The organism is Fibrisoma limi BUZ 3, assembly GCF_000296815.2.
Lineage (GTDB): Bacteria > Bacteroidota > Bacteroidia > Cytophagales > Spirosomataceae > Fibrisoma > Fibrisoma limi.
The window spans coordinates 399,684-423,928 of record NZ_CAIT01000007.1 but is presented as its reverse complement, the minus strand read 5'-3'; the positions used below and the strand labels follow the sequence as shown (position 1 = coordinate 423,928).

Annotated in this window: 16 protein-coding genes; 6 read left to right on the top strand and 10 right to left on the bottom strand. The window is 50.8% G+C overall.

Going from position 1 to position 24,245, the window contains the following annotated elements:
- Positions 1-49 precede the first annotated feature (49 nt).
- The 4 genes from BN8_RS17985 to BN8_RS17965 all read right to left on the bottom strand — a co-directional run bounded on the left by BN8_RS17985 (position 50) and on the right by BN8_RS17965 (position 4,357).
- Positions 50-484 (bottom strand): VOC family protein, encoded by a 435-nt coding sequence (locus BN8_RS17985; RefSeq protein WP_040006225.1) that lies wholly within the window; start codon positions 482-484, stop codon positions 50-52.
- A gap of 137 nt (positions 485-621) precedes the next feature.
- A complete protein-coding gene (locus BN8_RS17980) occupies positions 622-885 on the bottom strand; it encodes a hypothetical protein (protein ID WP_009283344.1) in 264 nt (87 codons plus the stop codon).
- Positions 886-2,158: 1,273 nt separating this feature from the next.
- Positions 2,159-3,547, bottom strand: a complete 1,389-nt coding sequence (locus tag BN8_RS17970; RefSeq protein ID WP_009283343.1) for a hypothetical protein — start codon at positions 3,545-3,547, stop codon at positions 2,159-2,161.
- Between the two features lie 324 nt (positions 3,548-3,871).
- Entirely contained in the window at positions 3,872-4,357 is a 486-nt protein-coding gene (locus BN8_RS17965; RefSeq protein WP_040006223.1) for a hypothetical protein, read from the bottom strand.
- A gap of 553 nt (positions 4,358-4,910) precedes the next feature.
- Between BN8_RS17965 and BN8_RS17960 the strand changes: the two genes are divergently transcribed.
- Positions 4,911-5,759 (top strand): ThuA domain-containing protein, encoded by an 849-nt coding sequence (locus BN8_RS17960; RefSeq protein WP_009283342.1) that lies wholly within the window; start codon positions 4,911-4,913, stop codon positions 5,757-5,759.
- Between the two features lie 115 nt (positions 5,760-5,874).
- On the opposite strand, the gene BN8_RS32945 is transcribed toward BN8_RS17960, so the two are convergent.
- Entirely contained in the window at positions 5,875-6,084 is a 210-nt protein-coding gene (locus tag BN8_RS32945; protein WP_009283341.1) for a hypothetical protein, read from the bottom strand.
- Positions 6,085-6,087: 3 nt separating this feature from the next.
- Entirely contained in the window at positions 6,088-6,600 is a 513-nt protein-coding gene (locus BN8_RS17955) for a hypothetical protein (RefSeq protein ID WP_009283340.1), read from the bottom strand.
- A 179-nt stretch (positions 6,601-6,779) separates the two neighbouring features.
- Here BN8_RS17955 and BN8_RS17950 point away from each other — a divergent pair, with 179 nt between their 5' ends.
- The 4 genes from BN8_RS17950 to BN8_RS17935 all read left to right on the top strand — a co-directional run bounded on the left by BN8_RS17950 (position 6,780) and on the right by BN8_RS17935 (position 14,221).
- Positions 6,780-7,100: a DMT family transporter gene (locus BN8_RS17950; protein ID WP_009283339.1), complete on the top strand. Its 321-nt coding sequence runs from the start codon at positions 6,780-6,782 to the stop codon at positions 7,098-7,100.
- A 49-nt stretch (positions 7,101-7,149) separates the two neighbouring features.
- Complete coding sequence (locus tag BN8_RS17945; protein ID WP_009283338.1) at positions 7,150-7,962, top strand: META domain-containing protein; 813 nt, start codon at positions 7,150-7,152, stop codon at positions 7,960-7,962.
- Between the two features lie 159 nt (positions 7,963-8,121).
- Entirely contained in the window at positions 8,122-11,571 is a 3,450-nt protein-coding gene (locus BN8_RS17940) for a ThuA domain-containing protein (RefSeq protein ID WP_040006222.1), read from the top strand.
- Positions 11,572-11,710: 139 nt separating this feature from the next.
- Complete coding sequence (locus BN8_RS17935) at positions 11,711-14,221, top strand: glutaminase family protein (protein WP_009283336.1); 2,511 nt, start codon at positions 11,711-11,713, stop codon at positions 14,219-14,221.
- Between the two features lie 367 nt (positions 14,222-14,588).
- Here the strand turns inward: BN8_RS17935 and BN8_RS17930 are convergent, their stop codons facing one another.
- Together BN8_RS17930 and BN8_RS17925 are read right to left on the bottom strand one after the other, a co-directional pair.
- Positions 14,589-15,338 (bottom strand): GLPGLI family protein, encoded by a 750-nt coding sequence (locus BN8_RS17930; protein WP_009283335.1) that lies wholly within the window; start codon positions 15,336-15,338, stop codon positions 14,589-14,591.
- Positions 15,339-15,363: 25 nt separating this feature from the next.
- Entirely contained in the window at positions 15,364-18,222 is a 2,859-nt protein-coding gene (locus BN8_RS17925; protein ID WP_009283334.1) for an outer membrane beta-barrel family protein, read from the bottom strand.
- Positions 18,223-18,699: 477 nt separating this feature from the next.
- On the opposite strand from BN8_RS17925, the gene BN8_RS17920 reads away from it, so the two are divergent.
- Positions 18,700-20,106, top strand: a complete 1,407-nt coding sequence (locus BN8_RS17920; protein WP_009283333.1) for an alpha/beta hydrolase family protein — start codon at positions 18,700-18,702, stop codon at positions 20,104-20,106.
- A gap of 62 nt (positions 20,107-20,168) precedes the next feature.
- On the opposite strand, the gene BN8_RS17915 is transcribed toward BN8_RS17920, so the two are convergent.
- Positions 20,169-21,167: a type I glyceraldehyde-3-phosphate dehydrogenase gene (locus tag BN8_RS17915; protein ID WP_009283332.1), complete on the bottom strand. Its 999-nt coding sequence runs from the start codon at positions 21,165-21,167 to the stop codon at positions 20,169-20,171.
- Between the two features lie 387 nt (positions 21,168-21,554).
- Entirely contained in the window at positions 21,555-24,224 is a 2,670-nt protein-coding gene (locus tag BN8_RS17910; protein WP_009283330.1) for an MGH1-like glycoside hydrolase domain-containing protein, read from the bottom strand.
- Between the last annotated feature and the right edge of the window lie 21 nt (positions 24,225-24,245).

The window sequence follows — 24,245 nt, the reverse complement described above, 5'->3', positions numbered from 1 at the left end:
TTGATTAATAAGCCTTTGGTTTATGCTTCATTGATAGCCCACGTTAGTTTCAGGGATTATTTGTTGTAATGGTAACCATCCAGTTTACGCCATATTGATCGGTTACCATGCCAAACGTATCACCCCAAAACTGCTTGATGAGCGGTGCTGTGACCTCGCCCATTTCAGAAAGTTTCTCAAAGTATTCTCTTAAAGTGGTTTCGTCAGAACCTGCCAAAGACAGACTGAACTGCCCCGTATTTTTGGTATCGGTGTTATGAGGATTGTCACTGGCCAAAAGAGTAATCGCACCACTTAATTTGGCATACATAATCTTTGACTTCACGTCTTCACTATTGGCTTTAGGGTCTTTATGGGCATCGGGCGGACCATCACCAAAAGGAGCCAAAACCAAATCTCCGCCAAAAATACGCTTATAAAACTCCATCGCTTCCCGACAGTTTCCACCGAAGAAAAGATGGGGGTTAAGTGTTACCTGTGTCATACTGCTTAAGTTTACTTTTGAAATCATAGCCCTGTCAGACCTTACTAATCGGGGCGATTGGCCTGTTGCTAAAACGCTGATGAACAGCTTTTGGATAGCTTGAACTTTCCCCCCAACGCCAGTGGATATATCACGAGCTAGCGAACAGAGTCCCTGCGGCTTATTTCAGCCTGGAGGCTTTTCAGCGTTTTTGAATAGCGGGAACCTATCAGAAAAGGAATAACTAATAAAACAACAGTAAGGACAAAACCACCATTATGTGTAGCCGACCAGACAGCAAGACCAACTAAAAAGCCTGCGATCAAAGCAATCGGAATTTTGATTTTTTGTGATTTCAGTTTTTTCTCTTCGGCCACTAATTCGTCCAGTGTCATTTTAGAGTAATCTTTACTTGAAAGCATACTGAGGTTTACGTTAAGAAAAATCTGACTGTTGTTACGTTCCTTGCCTGGTATTCGCTCTGCCGCCTGCAATCTGAAAATGCAAATATGCCCTGTACGCTCCGAAATGTGTAAATTGTCAACCGCTTCTGCTTAAGCGAAACGTCCGCATTGTAGCCGGTAAACTGGCAAACAAACACTTTTTGACATTTCACCCAACGACCATGAGGGTTGATGGATGAGGGCACTACTTACTGAACACGAACTGCTTCAATCTTTACACCCTCATTTGTATGTACTGTTAAATTACACCCCATTGATTATCAGGCATCGTTCAAAAGGGCAATTTAATAGTTCTTCTGGGTTCGTTCGCTCTTGAACACGGTGCGGTTGGGCTGAAAACCCGGCCTTCGGGGGCGAGCATCCTGTCGCTGGAGACGACCCCACGCAGAGCGGAAAACGTTATGCCTTGCCAGACTGTTTGTTAAGAGCAAGTTGCAGTAGAATGAGAGGCACCACGGGAGCAATAATAGATGAACTCCACCTAACGTCGGTTTTAAGGTAAAACTTTTGGTAAGCAAAATAAACAAGCTGGCTCACAAGGAAGAGCAACATGATGTTGCGAACCCAGACAATTAGTTTTCGGCTTATGGTAGTATATCGGCTCATGATAGAATGACTAATGCTATAGGTAAAGTGGTTAGTTCGTCGCTCGCAGAAACACAATCTGCCTAACAAGCCGAGTTTTTTAATCGGGGCGTTTAACTTGTCTCAGGGACGCTGTTAGTTACCCAAGCACATTTTGAACTCGTACCCAACGCCAACAAGGACTGACGGCCGCAACGCTACTGAACGAAATGTACATCGCTTTGACCTTTTCACCCTTGTTCGTGTTGGGTACCGCTATGGCCTAGTCAGCCACTTTCCTGTCAGAGGTAAGTGGACCAAGCAGAGCTCACTACCAAGCATACAACCGAACAAGTCACGAGAGGCCGAGGCTGGAAAAGCCTCCTACTCACGGTACGTTCCGCTGTCGGCTGAAACGCTTTTACACGTTCTGTCTACCGGTTATAGGCCTGTCGAACAAAACGTGATGCGCCAGTTTTAACGTGTGGTCCACGGGGCATTAACCTGTCACCAAGTACGTTACTTACTAGCAATGATTGCTCATTCTCGAATCGTTGCATATCGTCTGTAATATGTTCATAACATTTATCAAAATTAAACTACGGCATTATAGCTTCAATAATATAGTAAGTAGACATTTATTAGCGGTGCTTACGAATTATACTCCTTAATCAGGATTCACATGACGCTGTGGCTTGATTGTCATTGATATTAAATTATTTTCACTAGCAAATTTCTCGGATTCTCTTAAACTTTCAAAAACAAAATTTTCTGTTAATAAGTGATCGATTACATGAGGAATGAACGAGTCAAAGTGCTGAATACTCTTCTGCAATTCTTCCTTATACCGGCCATTATTTATGTATTTACTATCTACTTTGTATCCCATAGATTCAACCTTTTCTATAAGATGTATAGGATTAAATATAGACGAAACCATGCAAGTAGTAAAGTATATATCCTTTAATAAATTAGTATCTATGGGTTGCCAAAATAGTGGAATTGTTCCTGATAAGTTCTTGCTACTTAAATCTGATTCATAGAGGAGTTGCCCAATAACTAGAGAATTATGTGCAGGTGGTGGTTTCATTAAGCTTAATGCAGTATCAAACAATCTTTGCTTATGTCTTTCCAACTCGTCCTTTGAGTTGTTTTTTGTGAAAATTCTATTATAAAGAGTAGTTTTTTTATACTTTATACATACGAAAGCTAAACCATCACTTACTTTAACAAAATTATATCTTTTTGTTCTAGCATTCTTCAACAAAAGCTCTATCTCTTTAGAGTAAGATTTGTTATCTAAACTAATATTTGTGCTATTAGGATCAATTTCATTGATAAGTAAGTTTATAATCCCAAGCAATTGCCTGTCTTTTCTAGTTTTATTAGAATTAGGGTTATGTAAAGGCTTTCCTCTGTTTTTTAGAACCTCCCTGTCGACTATTAATAATTCAAGGTTGAGAACATTTTCCTCTTTAATTGAAGTTTTTAACTCTCCAATCTGAGCAATTTTCATTGTTCTCAAATCGATAAAACTACAATCACCATATCTAAGTATGTTAGTTATATCGTGAAAAAGAAGAAAATTTCCGTCTACATGTTTAATTTTTTTAATCAATTCTAACTCTCCTCTCCTCCCTATACTTGTTGTATAGTTTGTAATCCGCTGATGTGACAAATGCTTCGCTAAGAGCTTTAAATCAAATTGATAAAAGAAAAAGGCATAACTATCTCCAAAAGCTCTTGAAATATTTATTACATAATCTATAGCCTTTTTAAAATTAGATAAAAGTTTCATTTTTCCTTTAAACCAATTATAATTAAATCTATTTTTATTATCAATAAGTAACTTTTCTTCTTTGATAATCTTATCTCTAACTATTTGTAGATCAAAAATTGTTGATGCAAGGTTCTCTTGAAAAGAAATGAGCCTGTTTCCAAAATTATTCTCATGAATTTTATTGCTTTTTAAGTCACACAGTAGGCCCCATAATTGATGTAAATTGATCTCTGCTGAATCAATAGCTTTTCTAATGTGAAGTTTCGTAATGCTCATTACTCAGTCAGTTGTACTAAATTTAAAATCTTTAATCCAGTTATCTCTTATTACAACACTTGAATTAATGCTCTCTTCCAATCACTTATAAAATACGTGTATGCAATATTACTTAACTATAATTTGTATGAACTAATCATAATTTAATTAATACTCGCTTACATGGACTGTCCACCCAACGCCCGAAAGGGCTGATGGCTCAGCGAACTACTCACCTAAACAAACGTACTTGATACCTTTACACCCTTTCCCTTGTTGGGCTGAACGTCTGCCTTTTGGACGTGCAACCTGTCTCAGGTAAGCTTTCTCTGCTTTTTTATAAAACTATCTGGTGACGTTCAAGATTTCATTTATTAGATTTCTACCAGTTTCTGTTATCCACACTTCGTTGGCATTTTCCATTGAAGTGTTGTTGTGATTAATCAGCCCTTTGTCTCTAAGCGCTCTTAACTTAATTTTTAATGCTTCTTTTGGCTCAAACTTATCAGTTTTTGCTATTTCTGCTAATACTCCAATTTCTTCGGTACTCATAGTAGTTAAGAAAATCTGTGTTAAGGTGCTAAAGTTTTGGAATCTACTACTTTCAATAGTTTTATCTCCAATTTGCAATTCAAAACTACCAATTTTTGCTTGTTTTGTGCTTTTAACCAAATTCATAATTAGATTTCTTAAAATTAATATTTGGCTTTTGTAAATTATAAGTATGAATCCAGCAATTGCTACTGAAGCCACCGTTTGCATGCCTTTCCATGTAGAATAGGCAGCAAATGAAATCAAAATTACAATAGCTAAAATATCCTTAAATGTCATGTTATAAATTTTGAGTTTGTTAGCTATTTTTTACAAACCTGATTGGTAGGTGAATTAATGATTTCAAAAAGGTAATACTATTTCTTTAAGTTTGTCCTAACGAGACATTTGTGTTGTCAGACGTAACCCGGCTGACTTACAGAGCTGACTACCCAAGATGTTCGTCCTGTTAGCCGCAACCTGGAAAGGCAAGCCTAAAGCTGCCCTGTCGAGACGTGCGGCCTGTCGCCGAGACGTTAGGCAATCAAGTACTTTTATAGACCTGCACCCAACAATGTAAAGTGCGCGATTTTGCAGAACTACTTGATGCCAAACCGTTGACAGTCAATTTACAATAGTTCCGTAGAATTCTGCCATACACCAGCGCTCAAGTGTGTTGACAAAGCTTTTCTTCTGCTACAGCGAAGAGCGTAACGATCTCAATTGCACAAGCATACCGATCTGCGTTATCTTTTGCAACCAGATGGCTAGAAAAATCGCATTGGTAGCTTTAACGTAAGAGAATGGGCTAAGCGAGTCCTGCTTAGTAAACCTCTGTCAAACGTAGCGAGACATGAACCGACTGCTGTTTCTCATCTTTACTGGCTGCTTGTTGGTCGGCTCCCAGATCGGTCAGGCATCAGTACCACAACCGCCCAAAAAGAAGCTGGTGGTTATTGCCGGAACGCCCAGCCATAAGGCGGGTGAACACGAGTATAACGCAGGGGCGATACTCATCAAACAATGGTTTGCCAGGGCACCTGATCTGGACGTAACAGTCTGCCTGAACGGCTGGCCCAGCGACTCGACCCTGGTGCCCAATGCCGATGGAATTCTACTGTTCATGGACGGCAAGATGACGCACCTGGTGCTTACGCCCAATTGCAAACGCCAACTGCTGGAAGCCGCCCGACGAGGGGCGGGTGTGGCGGCTCTGCATTATGGGGTGACATTACCGGCCGGTAACGGCGATCCGCTGCTCAACATCCTGGGCGGCTTTAAGGAAGATACGTACTCGGCGCATGGTTTCTGGACGTCTGACTTCAAAACCATACCCAGGCACCCGATTACGCAGGGTGTTAAGCCGTTCAGCGTCTACGACGAGTGTTATTTCTTCCTGCGCTTCCGGCCGGACGTTAAACCCATCCTGACCGCAACACCTCCCGATTCGGTACGGAATACGGCCGCGAGTCGGGCGTTTCCGGGGCGGCCCGAGACGGTGTCGTGGGTGTACGAGCGACCCGACGGCGGACGTAGTTTTGGCAATACAGCCCTGCATTTCCACCGCAACTGGGCCAACGACAACCTCCGAAAGCTGATCCTGAACGCCTGCCGGTGGATCTGCCACCTCGACGTACCGCCGGGCGGAGTCGAGTCCGTTGTGTCGGAAGCGGATTTAGCGAAAAACCTGGACCCGAAATAGTATGATTTATGCGTAAGGACTTACTGCTAAAAGCCCATAATCGTAACTCATTCCGGTAACTTTAGCCAGCGTTAAATCTGACCGTTGCTATTAAGGAAAAGATGTAATCATCAGTTTAGGATGCCCGCATTACCCAAACACGCATTTTATAGGCAACAGGCAGACTGGCAGGATTGGGTAACGCGTACCCGAGGTTTTCGGAACTGTATTTGGCCGGAAAGAAGTTGGCGAAACCGCTACGTATGCCAACGCCCACGTATTGCTGCGCACAAAGCTGGGTGCTGGTAGACAATAAGCACAAACATAGCAGGCCGACGTGGTGCATAACTTACCTCCCCAGGTATACGTTTAAAGAGCCTTGCGGGCTGAACTGTACACATTGTGCAGCAGTTAGCCAGCCGATTTTGGCTACACCCTCAAAGCTAACGCGTTCAGTTAGCCGGAGTTCAAGCCCTAGCAGCGCATTCAGTTTTACACTGCGGTAGGCCGGTGGCAGCGGACCGTCGAATGTCCACCCCTTAAATTGTCCGTAGGTAACCCCTGTACCTAAAATCCCGTTGAGCATGCCCTTCCCTTTGTAATATCGAGCAAAAACACCGGCCTCATACCGGGTTCCGAAGAAGGACAGATGTTCTAATTCGCCCCCTACCCATAGGTGATCGGCTACAAAACGTCCTGCCTTTCCGGTTACCCCAATGAAAGTAAGGCCCCCACCAGCCATCCAGTGCCCCCTGGCGTTGGTTTGGTACGTTGCTTGGCCTTCCTTAAAGAACATGTCCTGTGCCTGACCTACGGTGTTAAACAGGAGAAGTAATAACGCCGAATGTAATAGTTGTTTCATACAGATTGAGTTTGGACTAACTAATCGCTAAGAGCGGTTTTGGGCGAAAAACGTTGCAAGGTATTTATGTTTATTCTATAGAATCAGTTACATTAATTTCTGTAAAGTGCGTGTAGTACGGTAATTAGGTTCTGTTGCAGAGAAAAACCAACTGACCAATTTTCCGGTTGGGGAAGTGTATGGCCTGGTTTCTCCTTATTCTCGCGGGGCTGTTTGAAGTCGGTTTTACGACCTGCCTGAAGTTGTCCGATAATTTCCGTCACCTCGGCTGGGCGGGTGGTTTTCTGGTGTGCGCCGTTCTCAGTTTTTACTTCCTCAACAAAGCCTCAGTAACAATCCCACTGGGTACGGCCTACGCCGTCTGGACGGGTATTGGTGCCGTAGGGACGGTGCTGGTCGGAATGGTTTTCTTCCGGGAGCCTGCGGACTTCTGGCGGCTGTTTTTCATCGCGTTACTCATCGGCTCGGTGATCGGCCTGAAAGCGGTGTCGGCTCATTAAACTTTTCAGGCGCTAACTGGTCGTAGGAGTATGCACTTCCTACACAACCATGCGTACACTACTTCTCGGTGCTCTACTGTTGGCGGCAGCCTGCCAACGCACCAACAACCCGTCTACATCGACACCGTCAGCGGCCAGGCCATCAACTCAGGCTATGCAATCGTCGGGGCAATCTGAACGCCAGTTTCCCGACTGGAGCCGTTACCTCAGGGCTGGTGATGAATTTATCGCGATGGGCAACGAACCGTTCTGGTCGCTGGCCGTCAACTCCGGCAAAGGCGTTATGCGGTTCAAGGCGATGAACGGCGACTCGATAAATGCCTCCCTGCCGCAACGAAACGTCGATTCAGATGGCGTCATTACGTTCGATGCCGAGGTGGAATCCGGGCGGCTCAAGGTCCTGTTTGCGCCGGATAGCTGCGTCGACACCATGTCCGGGCAGCGAATGGATTACCGCGTACAGGTGAACCTGAAGGGCAAAACGTATACGGGGTGCGGGGTCTCTTTACGGCAGATGGCCCTGCTGAACGACATCTGGGTGCTGACTACGTTGCAGGGGCGCAGCATCAAACCGGGTGGACCCCGTAACGAGCTGCCCCGGCTGGAAATCATGCTTACCGAAGGCCGCGTTTCGGGCACGACGGGCTGCAACCGCCTGAATGGCCGCGTGCAGGCTGATTCGAGACAAATTCAGTTCGGACCGTTGGCAACCACCCGCATGGCGTGTCTGGGTGAGGCCGGACAACTGGAGGGCGAATTCCTGAAAGCACTCAACCAGCCGATGGCGTATCGGGTGGCCGACGGGCAACTAACTTTACTCAGTAATAGCCAGCCGGTCCTGGTCTTTAAAAAAGTTGATTAGCGGGGAAAGTATATTCAGGAGCAAATCGGTTTTTTAACCTAATTATCGTACTGATACATTGGCTTTTTTTATACATTTGTTTCTTGATAAACGCCAATCGCGCATCGAAATAAGTCAACGTTTTTTCTTTGCAACCTGTAAGCATAACCCCTCTCTCTCATGAAACAACATAAGCTTCTCACCCGTCCTCTCTTACTGGCGGGTGCGTTGGCCATGTCCACGCTACCGGCCTGGGCACAAACGACGGCGAAGCGCTCGGCCGCGACCAAAACGAATGCCGTTTCATCCGACAAACCGATGGCGCTGAACCGGGTGCTGGTCTTTTCGAAAACGAAAGGCTTTCGTCACTCATCCATCCCGGCAGGCAAGCGGGCGATCATGAAACTTGGCCAGGAAAATGGCTTTGCCGTCGACACCACCGAAGATGCATCCAAGTTTACGGAAGATAACCTCAGAAAATACGGAGCGGTGATCTGGCTGAGCACCACCGGCGACGTACTGGATGATGCCCAGCAGGCGGCCTTCGAGCGGTACATTCAGGCGGGTGGAGGCTATGTCGGCATTCACGCGGCTGCTGATACCGAATACGACTGGCCGTGGTACAACAAGCTGGCCGGCGGGCAGTTTGCCAGTCACCCGGGCAACCCCAACGTACAGGAGGGCGAAGCCTACGTCGTGAATAACAAGCACACGTCGATGTTCGGTTTTCCGGAGCGGTGGAAGATCAAAGACGAGTTCTACGATTTCAAGAACTTCAACAAAGACGTAAACGTACTGGTCAAGATCGACGAGAAAACGTATAAGGACGGCAAGATGGGCGATGATCACCCGATGTCGTGGTATCACGACTACGACGGTGGTAAGGCGTTCTATACCAACTTTGGTCACCCCGACGAAACGTTCGTTAATCCGGTTTACCTCAAGCACCTCCTGGGTGGTCTAAAATCGGTAATGGCAACGGACCTGAAATACGGCCAGGCCAAAACGCAGCCGTTTCCGGAAGAGAACCGCTTCACGAAGCATGTGCTGATGGAGAAGCTGGACGAACCTACGGAACTGGTTGTACTCGACAACGGTAAAATTCTGTTCACCGAGCGGAAAGGGGCCGTAAAGATGTACAACACGAAAACCAAGGCCAGTAAGGTAGTTGCCAACGTACCGGTTCACTTTGATCGGGAGTACGGCCTGATGGGGATGAACATCGACCCAAAATTCAGTGAAAACAAATGGGTGTACCTGTACTATTCGGCGGTTAAGCCCGATTCGAACAACCGGCTGGTGCGGGTGAAGTGGGACGACGCCAAAGACGAACTGCAACTCAATACCGAGCAGTTGCTGCTGACCGTAACCGAAAACCGGACGTACGACAGGGACGACTGCTGCCATACGGGGGGCTCGATTGCCTGGGACCGTCAGGGAAATCTGTACCTGTCGACCGGCGATAACACCAACCCGTTCTTCTCGCAGGGTTTCTCGCCGAGCGACGACCGTCCGAGCCGCAAGAAGTTTAACGCCCTGCTGTCGTCCAGCAACACGAACGATCTGCGGGGGAAAATCCTCCGGATCAAGCCACGTCCCGAAGGTGGGTACGACATTCCAGAGGGCAACCTGTTCCCGAAAGGAACAGCCAACGCCCGTCCGGAAATTTACGTGATGGGTAACCGGAACCCGTACCGGATTGCGGTTGACCAGCGTACCGGCTTCCTCTACTGGGGTGAAGTAGGTCCGGATGCCGGCGAAAACCTCGAAAAGCGCGGTCCGCGTGGGCATGACGAGATCAACCAGGCTCGTAAGGCAGGCTACTTCGGCTGGCCACTGTTCGTGGCCGATAACCGGCCGTACCGTCAGTACAACTTCGCCGACAGCACGTCGGGACCGCTCAATGATCCGGAGAAGCCAATCAACTATTCGGCTTTCAATACCGGGTTGAAGCAGTTGCCCCCGGCGCAGAAAGCGTTTATCTACTACCCGTATGCCGATTCGCCGGAGTTCGGTCCGATTGTCGGTAAAGGAGGTCGGAACGCGATGGCCGGTCAGGTGTACTACTACGACGATTATGAGGATTCGCCGGTGAAGTTCCCGAAGCACTACGACGGTAAGCTATTTGCCTACGAGTGGATGCGTGGCTGGATCAACCCCGTAACGATGAACAAGGACGGCGACTTCGTGAAGATGGAGCGCTTTATGTCGGGCACGAAGTTCGATCACCCGATGGATATGCAGTTTGCGAAAGACGGCTCGTTGTACATGCTCGAATACGGTACCAACTGGTTTGCGCAGAACGACGACGCCCGCCTGGTACACATCACCTACAACGCCGGTAACCGCACGCCGGTTGCGGCTGCTAGTGCCAACAAAGTTGTGGGGGCAGTTCCGCTCACGGTGAAGTTTGACAGCAAAGGCACAATCGATTACGACGGCGATGCGCTCAAATACGAGTGGACCTTCGGACCGGGTATGCCCAAGAGCACCCAGGCAAATCCGACCATTACGTTCAACAAGCCGGGCGTGTACAACCCAACGCTGAAAGTGACCGACGCGCAGGGGAACGTATCGACCCGGTCGATGGAAATCAAGGTTGGTAACGACGCGCCGAAAGTGGAGGTGGCGCTGAAAGGCAACAAGACGTTCTTCTTCGACAACAAGCCGGTTGAGTACGAAGTGAAGGTAGCCGATAAGGAAGACGGTTCGCTGGCGGCTGGTAAGATCAATCCGGAAGACGTAGTCGTGACGGTCGATTACCTCGAAGGCTTCGACAAGACGATGCTGGCTCAGGGACACCAGGTCAACACGGGCTTCTCGACCGGCCGGCGCCTGATCGAACTCAGTGACTGCAAAGCCTGCCACAGCATCGACCAGAAGTCAATCGGACCGGCTTACGTATCAGTGGCGCAGAAATACGCCAAAGAGCGTCGGGCAACGATGGTTGATCAACTGTCCAAGAAGGTAATCAAAGGCGGTGGCGGTGTCTGGGGCGAACAGGCCATGAGCGCTCACCCGCAGTTGAAGGAGGACGAAGCGAAAGAAATGGTGCGGTACATTTTGTCGCTGGCTGATAAAAAGCAGATCGACAAACAGCCGGTGAAGGGTACGTACGTAGCAAAGGCGAAGGAAAAAGAAGGTTCGTACATTTTCTCGGCCAGCTACACCGACAAAGGCAGCTCAGTAATTGGCCCGCTGACGGGGTCAACGACCGTAGCGCTGCGGAGCCCGAAACTGAAAGCCAGCGAATACGACGGTAGCCGCGATGTACGGAAAGTTACAATGCCGGGCAACGATAAGAATGAGATCGTGATTGGTACGGCCTCGGGTGGGTACGTGTCCTTCAACGACCTCGATCTGACGGGTATTCAGGGAATAACGGCCAACGCAATTTGCAACGAAGAGCGCCACACCGGAGGTAAACTGGAGGTTCGTCTGGGCGCTCCGGATGGTACACTACTTGGAGAAGCCGAGGTAAAGAAAGGTGCTACAGGGCCGGTGAGTGTGCCGTTCCGTCAGCAGGCGCAGGGAACACAGAAACTGTATTTCGTTTTTGTCAACCCTGAGGCTAAACAGAAACCATTGTTCGCGCTGGACAAGATTCAATTCCAGAATCAACCCATGTAGTTCAGTCGAAAAACAATACCGCAAACGGGTCGCCGGAATGATGTCAGCATCGCTTCCGGCGGCCCGTTTGCTTGATAGATAGCCTGATTGGGTCGGTAAATTCCCGCCTGAGCTGCCTTTTCTGACTACTTACCCTCTTATGCTCATGCTTCATAAAGTAGCTCGTATACCTCTGTTTTCTTTAGCCCTGCTGTTTTCAGCCTATTGGGCAGTTGCTCAACGTCCGCCGGCCTATCCGCTCGTAACGATCGATCCCTACACCAGTATCTGGGCCACGACCGACAAACTGACCGATGCGCCTACCCGCCACTGGACCGGCAAGCCGCACCCGCTCGACGGCCTGGTTCGGGTCGATGGCCGCGCCTACCGCTTCATGGGTGCCCCCATGACCACCCTGAAGACCGTTGTGCCCACGGCCCTGTCGGGTGGGTACCCGACTACGTTTACCTTCCAGGCACCCGCCCAGGGCTGGGAGCGCCCCGGCTTTACGCCCTCAGCCGACTGGCAAACCGGTCAGGCTCCCTTCGGCGACGGAGCAGGCAGCAATCCGCTGACGCCCAAAACAATGTGGAAAACCAAAGACATCTGGTACCGGCGCACGGTTTCGCTCAGCACCGATCAGTTCGAGGACCTGAAACTGTACATGAGCCACGACGACGACGTAGAGGTGTATCTCAACGGTGTGAAAGCGTTTGATTGCGGTCCGTGTTTTATTTCGGGCTATAAAACCTATACCATCGAACCGGCCGCAAAAGCGACACTGAAAACCGGCGAAAACCTGCTGGCTGTTCACTGCAAAAACCCGCAGGGGGGTGGGTTTATCGACGTAGGTCTGGTGGACGAACAGCTCGTGAAAATAGGAGCAGAAATTCCATTGGCCGAGCAGAAAAGCGTCAGCGTTCGCGCTACCCAGACCGAGTATCAGTTTGCAGCCGGTCCCGTTGCCCTGACCGTTACGTTCACGACGCCTTTGTTGATGAACGACCTGAACGTAATGACTCGTCCGGCCTCGTACATTACGTATTCGGCCCAGAGCACCGACGGGAAGGCCCACGATGTACAGGTGTTCACAGCCGCTTCGGGTCTGCTGGCTGTCAATACGTCCATGCAGGAAGTAGTCGGCAAACGGCTGACCGCAACCGGACTGACGGCCATGTCGCTGGGCAACCCGCAGCAGCCGGTTCTAGGCCGTAAAGGGGACGATGTTCGGATCGACTGGGGTTATGCGCTGCTGGCGGCTCCATCGTCGGCAAAGTCGGGCATTGGCGAGCCTGCCGCACTGCTAGGGGCGTTCGCGACCAGTGGGACCGTAGCGGACGGTAAAATGTCGGCGGCCGTTGCCGACAGCCGGACGATGGCCGTAGCACAGTCACTGGGTTCGGTAGGGCAAACGCCTAAAACTGCCCACGCGATTATTGGCTACGACGACGTGTACGCTGTACAGTATTTCGGCCAGAACCTGCGCGGCTGGTGGCGTCGCGACCCGAAGATGACCACCGAACGCATGCTGTCGGAAGCCGAGCGGGACTATAGTCGGCTGATGAGCCAGTGCCGTCAGTTCGATCAGCAACTGTACAGCGATGCGCAGAAGGCCGGGGGCAAGGCCTACGCGGATCTTTGTCAACTGGCGTATCGGCAGGCCATTGCCGCCCACAAAACCGTTGAGGGACCAAAAGGAGAAGTCCTGTTCTTGTCGAAGGAAAATTTCAGCAATGGCTCCATCGGTACCGTCGACGTGACGTATCCATCGGCACCGTTGTTTCTGCTCTATAATCCGACGTTGCTGAAGGGCATGATGGAGCCGATTTTCTACTATTCGGAAAGTGGGAAATGGACCAAACCCTTCGCGGCCCACGATGTCGGGACGTATCCGCTGGCGAATGGGCAGACCTACGGCGAAGATATGCCGGTTGAAGAGTGCGGCAACATGCTGATTCTGACCGCGGCCATCGCCGACGTAGAGGGTAATGCGAACTACGCTAAACAGCACTGGAACGCACTGACGACCTGGGTTGACTACCTCAAGAAAGACGGTTTTGATCCGGCCAACCAGCTCTGTACCGACGATTTCGCCGGCCACATCGCCCGTAACGCGAACCTGTCGATCAAGGCCATCATGGGTATTGCCAGCTACGGCTACCTGGCCGGAAAGATGGGCGACAAAGCCAAAGAGACCGAAAACCTGAAACTCGCCCGCGACCTGGCCCGGAAGTGGATGGACCTGGCCAGAGACGGAGATCACTATACGTTGACCTTCGAGAACAAAGGTACGTGGAGCCAGAAGTATAACCTGGTGTGGGACAAGCTGCTCAAGCTGAATGTCTTCCCCGATGAGGTAGCTGATAAAGAAGTGAAATACTACCTGACCAAGCAGCAGACGTATGGACTGCCGCTGGACAGCCGAAAAACATACACTAAATCGGACTGGATTATCTGGACAGCGACCCTGGCGGATACGCAGCAGGATTTCAACGCGTTCATTCAACCGCTGTACCGCTACGCCGATCAGACGCCGACCCGCGTTCCCCTCAGCGACTGGCACGAAACGACCAACGGCAAGCAGGTTGGTTTCCAGGCGCGGTCGGTAGTGGGCGGTTATTTCATCAAACTGCTGGAAGAGAAGATGAACGCAGGCAAAGCAGGCAAGTAGTGCATACTAGTGTAAACGGCTCAATTGCCTATTGTAGCGATTGCCAAAATGCCGTAGGCATGGCCTGTTAATAGTACTAAGCTAACGAATTAGTCAAAAGCGCCGAAGGTGCGACCCTGTTAGGTCGCACCTTCGGCGCTACTTGCTTTCCGTATTGAAACGCTCGTCTATTAACAAGCCATGCCTACGGCATTGTCAGGCTATAAGTAAACGATCAATACCGGTTCCCCGGATTTTCCTCTTATCAATGTAATTCGGTCTGACGGTACGTCTGACCGTTGGTTTTCTGAAGACTGCTTACCAACGGTCAGACGTACCGTCAGACCTACTTCATCACTTCTCAACTTAGCGTTGGCCTTTTAAACGATCAATACCGGATCGCCCAGTACGGATTTCGGTGGGCAGTGATGCTTTCGGCGATGTGCTGCTGAATCATCTTGTCGTAATCCGCACTCGTAATCTTTTTACCTTTTAGTTTAGGCAGCTTTATCTCCGCAGCCACGGGCTTAAACTCCACTTTGGTGGCTTCGATAATAACATCCCCGCCGTTGATATCCAGTTCCAGAATCAGGCCCGGCAACCCGGAGTACCGCTCAGGCCCGGCCGATACGGGAATGTCCTGCGCAAACCAGGCCGTAACTTTATGTTTTTTGATGGGGTCTTCGGTTTCAGCCTTCATGCAGATGTGCCCGGCTACCTCTTTGATCTGGTCCAGAATCCGCCAGGTAGGTGTTCGGAGCGAATCGTCAACGATGTAGGTTTTACCCAGCATTTCCTCGATTTCAGTCTTTCGCTCCTTGTCGTAATTACGGTACAACAGCAGGTCCCGGTTTCGCCAGGAGTAGTTGCCATCCTCGGTTTGTCCCTGATCGTTCAGGTACGTATAAACGCTCTCGGTCGGGGTGAAGAGGAGCTTCATTTTTTCTTTGTCTTCATCCTCGTTTTTCCAGGTCTGAGCGGCCCGGTCTTTCTGTTCCTGGCTCAAAAATGTCAGCCGGGCAATGATTTTGGTCCAGTACGACTTCCGGTCGTACGAAACGATGCCTTCGGTTTTCTGCGCCAGTGCCGATACGTTGATGATCAGGCAGAGGCAAAGAAGCTTGATGAATAGTTTCATTTTGATAGGAGTAAAGGTTCGTTACTTAAAAATACCCGTTCTTCCGCATTTTCGCCTGAACCCCACGCATGTTGTACGTAAAGCTCAGCATAAAATAGCGTGCCAGCGTCCGTGTCCGCTCATCCTGTACGTAGTTCTGACCCGCATATTGCGACACGATCACGTTGCGGTTCAGCAGGTCGAAGGCCGTCAGGCGAATCTCGGCTTTTTTCGCTTTGCCCAGAATCTTATACGCCGACGCGTTCCAGATCGGTACCTGCTGATTGAAGCCTAACCGTTCGTTTTTGAAGATCCGGTAGTTCATGCTCGTATTCAGATAGAAATCGCCCGGAAACTTCAGGTTCAGATCGCCGTTGTAGTTGGTGTTATAAATCCGCTGGTTCTGGGATGTATTCAGCGAGTAGCGCGTGTTGATGATACCCCAGTCGGCATTGGCGTAGAACGTCAGCCAATCTTTAGGCGTCAGCTCAAGTCGGGTCCGGAAGTTGTAGTTCCGGTTGTTGGTTTCGTTCAGTACGTCGTTGATCCGGGTCAGATTACGACCGAAGTTGAAGTTCGTGTTCAGGTTCAGGGTCGCTTTGGTCTTTTTAAGCGGGAAACCAAATCCAATGTACGAACCAAGGTTCCGGCCACCGGAAATGTTTTCCGGACGGGTGGTGGTGATTAATGTCTGTGGATCAATAGTCTGGCTGTACACAATCTGGTTGACGTAATACGTACCATACAGGTTGAAGAACAGGTTCGTGAAACTGCCCGGGTTAAAGTAGCTGAAGCCGCCGTTCAGGTTATGACCCAGTTGCGGCAGCAGATCCGGGTTACCCTCCCGAACGTACAGCGGATTGCTGTTGTCGATAATCGGTTGCAGATCCCGCGACGACGGCATCTGAACGCCGACATCATAGCCCGCAAAAAGGTAGCGGTTGTTCTTCATGTCGTAGTTCAGCGATATGTTCGGTACTACGTTTGTGAACGACCGGTTGATCCGGTTGAACGTAGCCGCCGTCTGATCGGCTGCAAACCGTCCGTCGAGGGTAAACTGCTGTCCGGCCACCCCTGCTGAGATGTTCATGCCTTTAAACGAATAGCGGACACTGCTACCGATCCGATTGAACAGATAGTTGTTTTTATAATACCGGCTCAGGGAGTCGTTTCGCGTCCGGGAAGCATCGCCTACGTTGAATACGTCGTAGTCAACCTCATCGTAACGCAGGTTAAAATTGTAGAAGGTCTCCCAGAAATACTTCTTGGCAAAGGGCTCAACAAACAGCAAACTGGCTTTGTACTGACTGCGCTGGCTGACGGTACCCTGTTCCTGGTTGATGATACGCAGTACGTCGTTGGCGCTCGTCGCCTGCAAAAACTCATTTCGGGCATTCAGAAGCCGGTCGGCATCGTTCGTATTGATCTGATACGTACCGCTGGCGGCAAAGCTGCGCCCTTTTTTCTTGAACTTGTGCCGATAAATCAACGACGTAGCGGAGCCGAACTGCTGGAGGGTATTGCCGGTATTGGTCGTGTTTCGGGTCGAGATGTCGACGCTGTTCCGGTAGAGGTCCTGCCGCGTAAACAGGTTGGCATTGCCGTTGTTCAGGCGGCTGTTGTTCAGCACAACCAGCGTATTGGTCGAATCGAGCTGCTTTTCGAAACGGAGGCTAACGCGATGGTTGCCGCTGAAATTAAACTGGTTTGTAACTTCTTCGGTGCGGAACTGACCACCGTTTTCGAGCAGGGTCCGGCGGTTGCGCTGCGAGTTCAACGACAACTGGGTCTGGCTGTAGTAGTAGCTTGTGCTCAGCTTGGTTTTCTTGGTATCGTAGTTATAGTTCAACCCACCGGCTGCGTTGTTGGTAAAACCCCGGCCCTGGCTGCCACCTATTGGAATTCCCAGGGTTTCGTCGTCGTCATTCCCGAAGTAAATAAACCGGTTGCTGCCGCTGAAACCGAAGTCGGCATTATCGTTCCAGTTAAACGAGTTACTGCCCCGGAAATCCTGGTAATCGTCCCACGATAGCCCCGTCTGGTTCGTATTATTCCCCAGCCCGATTATTGAAAACTGCTGCTTGGCGTCGAACTTGTTGTAGTTGCCTTTGATTTCAGTGCGCATCGGGATGTCGCTGCCATCCACACGGCTGGCTGGTCCGGCACCGGCGGTGACTTTTCCAAACCCTCCTTTCTTGTATTCTTCTTTCAGTTCGAGGTTCAGTGTTTTTTCTTTCTTCCCATCTTCCACGCCCGTCAGTTTAGCCTGCTCGGTTTTGTCGTTGAAGACCTGCACTTTGGTGATGGCCTGGGCCTGTAGGTTCTTCGTAGCCATTTTTGGGTCGTTGCCGAAAAAGGCTTTACCGTCAACCAGCACCTTCTTGACTTCCTGCCCCTGCGCACGGATACTACCGTCCTGATCGACCTGAACGCCGGGCAGCTTTCGCAGCAGGTCTTCGACCGTCGAACCCGGCGGGACTTTAAACGAACTGGCGTTGTATTCGACCGTATCGCCCCGAATGGTTAACGGCGCTTTGGCTGTTTTGACCACTACCTCAATAAGCTCTTTCGTAATTGGCTTAAGCTTGATCGTGCCCAGGTCCTCAACAGTCTTGTCGGAGGTTTTCAATTGCTGGTTGTGATCGAAGAAGCCGACGGAAGAGATTTTAAACAGGTAAGTGCCTTGTTTAACGTTCCTGATCGTAAACGCGCCGTTGTCATTCGCACGGCCAAAGCTGACCATGGAAGAGTCTTTAGGGTTCAACAGGAATACAGTAGAGAAGGGGATAGGAGCGGAAGCCGTATCAACGACCCGGCCTTGTACGGTAACCCGTGTGGCCGGTGTTTGTGCCCACGTGAGCGTAGCTATTGTCCATAAGAGAACAATACAGAAAAAGTTTTTCATACGGGAAAGGAAGTGGTGTTGAATTAGTCAAAAGTAACAATTAAAACAGAGGAAGTTACGTGATCAACTAAATTTATAGTAATTTAACAAATAGCTGTCCTGATGGGTGTAAATGTATAAGAAAATTAAATATAAAAGAATTAGGAACCAGTTTTTAATTGGCCATTCAATAGCGCAATTGAACGTAGGTGTATAAAATAGCACCCCCACTCATTGATCAATGATGTGGGGATGCCAAAATTTTATTGAAACAGATAGGGGAGAAAAGAAAACACTTTCTCATAGAGTGACTTTCAATAGACAAAAGACTCCTGCCCAGGCGCGAACGTTGCATACTGTAAGGCTTTTTTTTTGACATTTTTCAAGGATTAATAGATAATCAGCTACCGCAGGGGGCTAAAGTTGCCCAAAAAAGGAGGATTGGTTTGGCAGTTGGAGCGTTTATGCAGTATTTTCCAACGTAAACCTTCCTTATACATGCGCTACATTATTGCCGCCGTTTTATTAACCCTGCTGACGATTAGCTACGGCCAGGAGCTTCCAAAGAAAAGCTTGTGGCAGGGTCAGTTAGGCCCCATTCGATTGCTGCTGCGTATTCAGACCGATTCGCTTACTAACCGCCCGACAGCTCGCTTTGAAAGCCCCGATCAGGGAGCGAATAACATTCCCGTCAGCGACCTGCGCATCACGACCGATAGTGTGGTTGCTACGTCGGCTATGATAGGTGGTACGTTTCGTGGGAAGTTCACGGCCGATAAACAGGGCCTTGACGGCGTATGGCTGCAGCGTGGAGTGCCGCCCCAGCCCATCACGCTGAAGCGGGTAGAGCAGGTTATGGCCATGAGTCGTCCCCAACTACCCAAGCCCCCGTTTCCGTACCGCAGCGACAGTATTACGTTCCAGAATGCCGACCAATCGATTCGCTACGGTGCCACGCTGACACGCCCGGCTACGGGGAAGACCTTCCCCGCCGTGGTGCTGATTACTGGCTCCGGGCCGCAGGACCGCGATGAGACGTTGCTGGGTCACAAACCGTTTCTTGTGATTGCCGATCACCTCACCCGGAATGGATTTGCCGTGCTGCGGGTCGACGACCGGGGCTTTGGGCAGACAACGGGTAATTTTGCTGCGGCTACCTCCGCCGACTTTACCAATGACGTACTGGCTGCTATTGCCTACCTGAAAACTCGCCCCGACATCGACAAAAAACGCATTGGCCTGATCGGACACAGCGAAGGTGGTATGATTGCGCCGTTGGTGGCCGTTCAGTCGCCGGATGTGGCCTATATTGTGTCGCTGGCCGGGGTTGGCGTCAAAGGAGCGGATCTGCTGAAAAAACAACTGTCGGCCGGTGCGCGGCTGGCCGGTGTCAGTGGGGAGGAACTGGCCGCTTCCGACCAGTTTTTCGGTACGCTGATCGACCGGATTGTGGCGCAGCCGATTGATCAGGTCATTCCCGTCGATACGTTGCGTCAGGTGTACCGGAACTGGCGAAAACAGCAACCCGACGACCGGGTACGGGCACTGGGTATGGATAACGAACAGGCGCTGACACCGATGCTGATGCAGTTTAGTACGCCCTGGTTCCGGCATTTTCTCCGCTACGATCCGGCTCCAACGTTGTCAAAGCTGACCATCCCGGTGCTGGCTATGAACGGCGAAAAGGATTACCAGGTCGATGCAACTGATAACCTCAATAGTTTTGACATGAACCTGAAGCGAGCCGGTAATAAACAATACAAAATCGTGATGATGCCGGGCTTGAATCACCTGTTTCAGACGGCCAGAACCGGTGCAGGCACTGAATATGCTCAGATTGAAGAAACCTTCTCACCCAAAGCGCTGGAGATCATGACGACCTGGCTGAAAGAGGTGGTGAAGTAACGTGTGTTCCCCCTCACCGAGCGTTGGGCCGGGCCGACGCTCGGTGAGGGGTTTATGCGATCCTATTTCGACGCCAGATAAGCCGCTACTTCGGCCAGTCGGGTAGCGTAGCCCCATTCGTTATCGTACCAGGCAGCTACCGACAGCAGTTCGCCTTGTTTGGCAGTTAGCGGGAGGTCAACGATGGACGTATGCGGGTCTGCCACGATCCGGCACGATGCCCATTCGTCTTCCAGCACGCCCATCACGCCTTTCAGCGGTTCTTCGGACGCAGCTTTGCGGAAGGCGTCGTTCACTTCCTCGACCGTGCAGGGTTTTTCCGTAAGCAGGTTCAACTCGGCAATACTGCCCGTCCGAACCGGAACGCGGTACGCCTTGCCCGTGATTTGCAGGTCTTTCCAGATGAACCGCAGGGCTTTGGCCGCTCCCGACGACGAAGGGATGATGTTTTCGGCCGCAGCCCAGGAGTCGCGCCGGTCCTTCATCGGCTGGTCGGTGAGCGACTGTGAGTTCGTGTACGCGTGAACCGTCGAAAACAACCCAAACCGAATCCCGAAGTTTTCAATGATAACTTTCACCACGGCCGCCAGCGCGTTGGTTGTGCAACTGGCCATGCTGATGATCTTGTGGTTGTCCGGATCGAACGTATCGAGGTTAATTCCCTTGAGCAATACCGCGTCGCAGTCGTCGAGGGTCTTGCTTGGGGCGCTGACCAGCACGCGTTTGGCACCCCGGTCGAGGTGGAGCTGAGCCCCGGCGCGGGTCGTAGCCCGGCCTGTACAGTCGATGACCAGGTCGACGTTCATTGCCCCCCAGTCCGGAATCTCCTTAGCCGAGTTGAAATACGGAATGTCGCGGTCGCCGATGGTCAGGTGGCCTGTTGTACCCGTAGTCAGTTCCGGAAAGCGGCCGTAGTTGGTGTCGACCTGAAAAAGAGCCGCGAGGTTAGCTTCGTCCTTAATGTCGGCGATGGCAACGGGGGTGAAAAGATTGTCCTGCAGGGCCACGCGCAGGCAGGTCCGGCCAATACGACCGAAACCAAAGATGGCAATGTTGCTCATGAGCAGATGAGTTAGCTTAAAAACAGGAGGTTAATTGGTCGCCCATTGGAGTAAATAACCCAATGGGTATCCTGATATAAACGAGAATTGGCGGATAGAGTTTGTGAAGAAATTATGTAGTTGATTGGACGGCACCGGGCGCATACACGTAGGCGACGAAATTGAGCGAAAACTACCGCTTTCCTCGTTGGGTGAGCGGTCGAAAAGGGGCTGGATCGAGTGCCAAAACGAACAGGCTATTCGCACGGGACCATATTCACCGCTTCAGTAGCCGGGCAGCAAGATGGTGAAAGTAAAAACGCCGGTCGAAACAATCAGTAATAGTCATAACGTAAAAAGCGGGGATGGTATCTTCGCCACCCCCGCTTTGGTTTGTTTGTAAAGGTCTTACTTCACTGCTACCGCTGCCCCGACCGACTGATATTTATACCAGTACTCGATCAGGTCGGCAACCAGGCCCGTCCAGCCAGTCTGGTGGTTTGCGCCGAGACCGCTGCCATTGTCGCCGTGGAAATATTCGTGGAATAGATACAAATCCTGGAAGTGCGGGTCGTCCTGCATTTTCTGGACCGTACCGTAGGCCGGTATCTGCCCTTTGGCATCGCGCCGGAAGATGTTGATTAGTCGCTCAACTACCAGAATCGTAGCTTCCTTAATGCTCATCACCTGACCCGAATGTGTTGGGTATTCAATCTCGAAGTCGTCGCCGTAGTACTGGTAAAACTTCAGCAGCGAGTCGATGAGCAGGAAGTTCACCGGGAACCAGATGGGACCTCGCCAGTTGGAGTTACCCCCAAACATGCTCATTTCCGATTCGGCCGCTACGTAGCGCACCTGGAAGATTTCGCCGTTCAGTTCAAACTGATACGGTGTCTTTTCATGGTACTTCGACAGCGCCCGGATGCCGAAGTCGGACAGGAATTCGCGCTCATCGAACATCCGTTTGAGGATCATCTTCATGCGGTGACCGCGCAGCAGCGACAGCAGGTGCGTTTCGCCCTTGCCCGGCTCATGCCAGCGCGAGATCAGCGATGCCAGATCAGGCCGGTTGGTCAATACCCACTCCACGCGCCGTTTGAAATCGGGTAGCTTCGACAGCAGGTCTTCGTCCAGAATCTCGACGGCAAACAGCGGAATCAGCCCCACCATCGACCGGATTTTGAGCAGCCGGGCGTTGTTGTCCGGGGTGTGTAGTACGTCGTAATAAAACTGATCGATCTCGTCCCAGAGGCTGATGCCCTGCTTGCCGAGGTTGTTCATGGCGGCCGCGATGTGCAGGAAGTGCTCGAAAAACTTGCTGGCCATGTCCTGATACACCGGCCGGGTCAGCGAGATTTCGCAGGCAATCCGGAGCATGTTCAGCGTGTACATGGCCATCCAGCCCGTACCATCCGCCTGCTCAATTCGCCCGCCCATCGGCAGGGGCTGACTGCGGTCAAATACCCCGATGTTATCGAGGCCTAGGAAACCACCGCCGAAGATGTTATTGCCGGCTACGTCCTTGCGGTTTACCCACCACGTAAAGTTCAGCAGCAGCTTATGAAATGCGCGTTCCAGAAAGCCAACATCGCCGACACCATTCATCTCCCGGTCAATCTCGTAGACTTGCCACGTAGCCCAAGCGTGCACCGGTGGGTTCACGTCGGAGAAGTTCCACTCATAGGCCGGAATCTGACCATTAGGGTGCATGTAGTACTCCCGCAGAATAACGGCCAACTGGCGTTTGGCGAAATGGGGGTCCAGCCGGGCCAGCGTCAGCGTATGAAAGGCGAGGTCCCAGGCCGCAAACCACGGGTATTCCCATTTGTCGGGCATAGAGAGGATGTTGGCCGTGTACATGTGCCGCCATCCTTCGTTGCGAGCGTAGACGCGGCCCTGGAACGGTACCGGCATCTTCGGGTCGCCCTTGAGCCACTCATTGACGTTGTAGTAATAAAACTGCTTGTTCCAGAGCATACCGGCGTAGGCCTGCCGCTGGATGGTACGTAGCTCGGCGTTCTTTACGTTCTTCTGAAGGTCGGCATAAAACGCATCGGCTTCAACAAGGCGTTTGTCAAATATCTCGTCGAAATCAACAAACGGAAGCGTTAGCTGCGTGTGATCGCTGAACCGCAGCCGAATCGTTACGCTCTCGCCGGGCGGTACGTTTCGTACATACTGCGCTGAGGCCTTGGTACCGATCTGGTTCGGGTTGACAAATCCTTTACGACCGGAGACAATGTAGTTGTTGATGCCGTCTTTGGGGTAGGGCGACTGGTTCGGACGGCCGTACAGGCGCTCGGTATTGGTTTCGTTCTCGCAGAACAGCAGCGCATCGGCGTTTTCGCAGTAGAGCTTGTACTTTCCCAGTTGCTTATGGTTGATCTCAATCTGCGTATTGGCAATGCCGTTCAGCATGGGTCGGGCGCTGTACTGCTCATACCCCCAGGACCAGGTGTTCCGGAACCAGATCGTCGGCAGGAGTGTCAGCGGAGCTTCTACGTCCGAACGGTTATGGGCCGTCACCTTCACGAGCCAGTCGTTCTGATCGGCCTTGGCGTATTCAATGAAAATGTCGAAGTACTCGTCCCGGTCGAAAATACCCGTATCCAGCAACTCAAATTCAGGGTCCTGCCGCGACCGGCGCATGGTTTCAATAACCAGACGGTTGTAGGGGTATTCCTGCTGCGGGTATTTATACAGCATTTTCATGTACGAATGCGTCGGCGTGCTGTCCAGGTAGTAGTACAGTTCCTTCACATCTTCGCCGTGGTTCCCTTCGGGGCCTGCCAGACCAAAAAGACGCTCTTTGATGATGTTGTCTTTATGATTCCAGAACGCCAGCGCGAAGCAGATATGCCCTTTGTTATCGGAAATCCCGCCGATGCCCTCTTCGCCCCAGCGGTAGGCCCGCGAACGAGCCATGTCGTGGTTCACGTAGTTCCAGGCGTCCCCGTACGGACTGTAATCTTCACGAACCGTTCCCCAGGCACGCTCCGAGAGATAAGGGCCCCACTTCTTCCAGCCTTTGTTATCGGCCCGTTCGTAAATACGACCCCGTTCGGCTATTGTATTCATTTTGTTCTATTAAAACGGCAG

Excerpts from the sequence above, each read along its gene's own strand:
- BN8_RS17965 (WP_040006223.1), bottom strand. The coding sequence starts at position 4,357 with ATGACATTTAAGGATATTTTAGCTATTGTAATTTTGATTTCATTTGCT.
- BN8_RS17915 (WP_009283332.1), bottom strand. The coding sequence starts at position 21,167 with ATGAGCAACATTGCCATCTTTGGTTTCGGTCGTATTGGCCGGACCTGC.
- BN8_RS17935 (WP_009283336.1), top strand. The coding sequence starts at position 11,711 with ATGCTCATGCTTCATAAAGTAGCTCGTATACCTCTGTTTTCTTTAGCC.
- BN8_RS32945 (WP_009283341.1), bottom strand. The coding sequence starts at position 6,084 with ATGCACCACGTCGGCCTGCTATGTTTGTGCTTATTGTCTACCAGCACC.
- BN8_RS17910 (WP_009283330.1), bottom strand. The coding sequence starts at position 24,224 with ATGAATACAATAGCCGAACGGGGTCGTATTTACGAACGGGCCGATAAC.
- BN8_RS17950 (WP_009283339.1), top strand. The coding sequence starts at position 6,780 with ATGGCCTGGTTTCTCCTTATTCTCGCGGGGCTGTTTGAAGTCGGTTTT.
- BN8_RS17940 (WP_040006222.1), top strand. The coding sequence starts at position 8,122 with ATGAAACAACATAAGCTTCTCACCCGTCCTCTCTTACTGGCGGGTGCG.
- BN8_RS17960 (WP_009283342.1), top strand. The coding sequence starts at position 4,911 with ATGAACCGACTGCTGTTTCTCATCTTTACTGGCTGCTTGTTGGTCGGC.
- BN8_RS17985 (WP_040006225.1), bottom strand. The coding sequence starts at position 484 with ATGACACAGGTAACACTTAACCCCCATCTTTTCTTCGGTGGAAACTGT.
- BN8_RS17930 (WP_009283335.1), bottom strand. The coding sequence starts at position 15,338 with ATGAAACTATTCATCAAGCTTCTTTGCCTCTGCCTGATCATCAACGTA.
- BN8_RS17955 (WP_009283340.1), bottom strand. The coding sequence starts at position 6,600 with ATGAAACAACTATTACATTCGGCGTTATTACTTCTCCTGTTTAACACC.
- BN8_RS17945 (WP_009283338.1), top strand. The coding sequence starts at position 7,150 with ATGCGTACACTACTTCTCGGTGCTCTACTGTTGGCGGCAGCCTGCCAA.
- BN8_RS17980 (WP_009283344.1), bottom strand. The coding sequence starts at position 885 with ATGCTTTCAAGTAAAGATTACTCTAAAATGACACTGGACGAATTAGTG.
- BN8_RS17925 (WP_009283334.1), bottom strand. The coding sequence starts at position 18,222 with ATGAAAAACTTTTTCTGTATTGTTCTCTTATGGACAATAGCTACGCTC.
- BN8_RS17920 (WP_009283333.1), top strand. The coding sequence starts at position 18,700 with ATGCGCTACATTATTGCCGCCGTTTTATTAACCCTGCTGACGATTAGC.
- BN8_RS17970 (WP_009283343.1), bottom strand. The coding sequence starts at position 3,547 with ATGAGCATTACGAAACTTCACATTAGAAAAGCTATTGATTCAGCAGAG.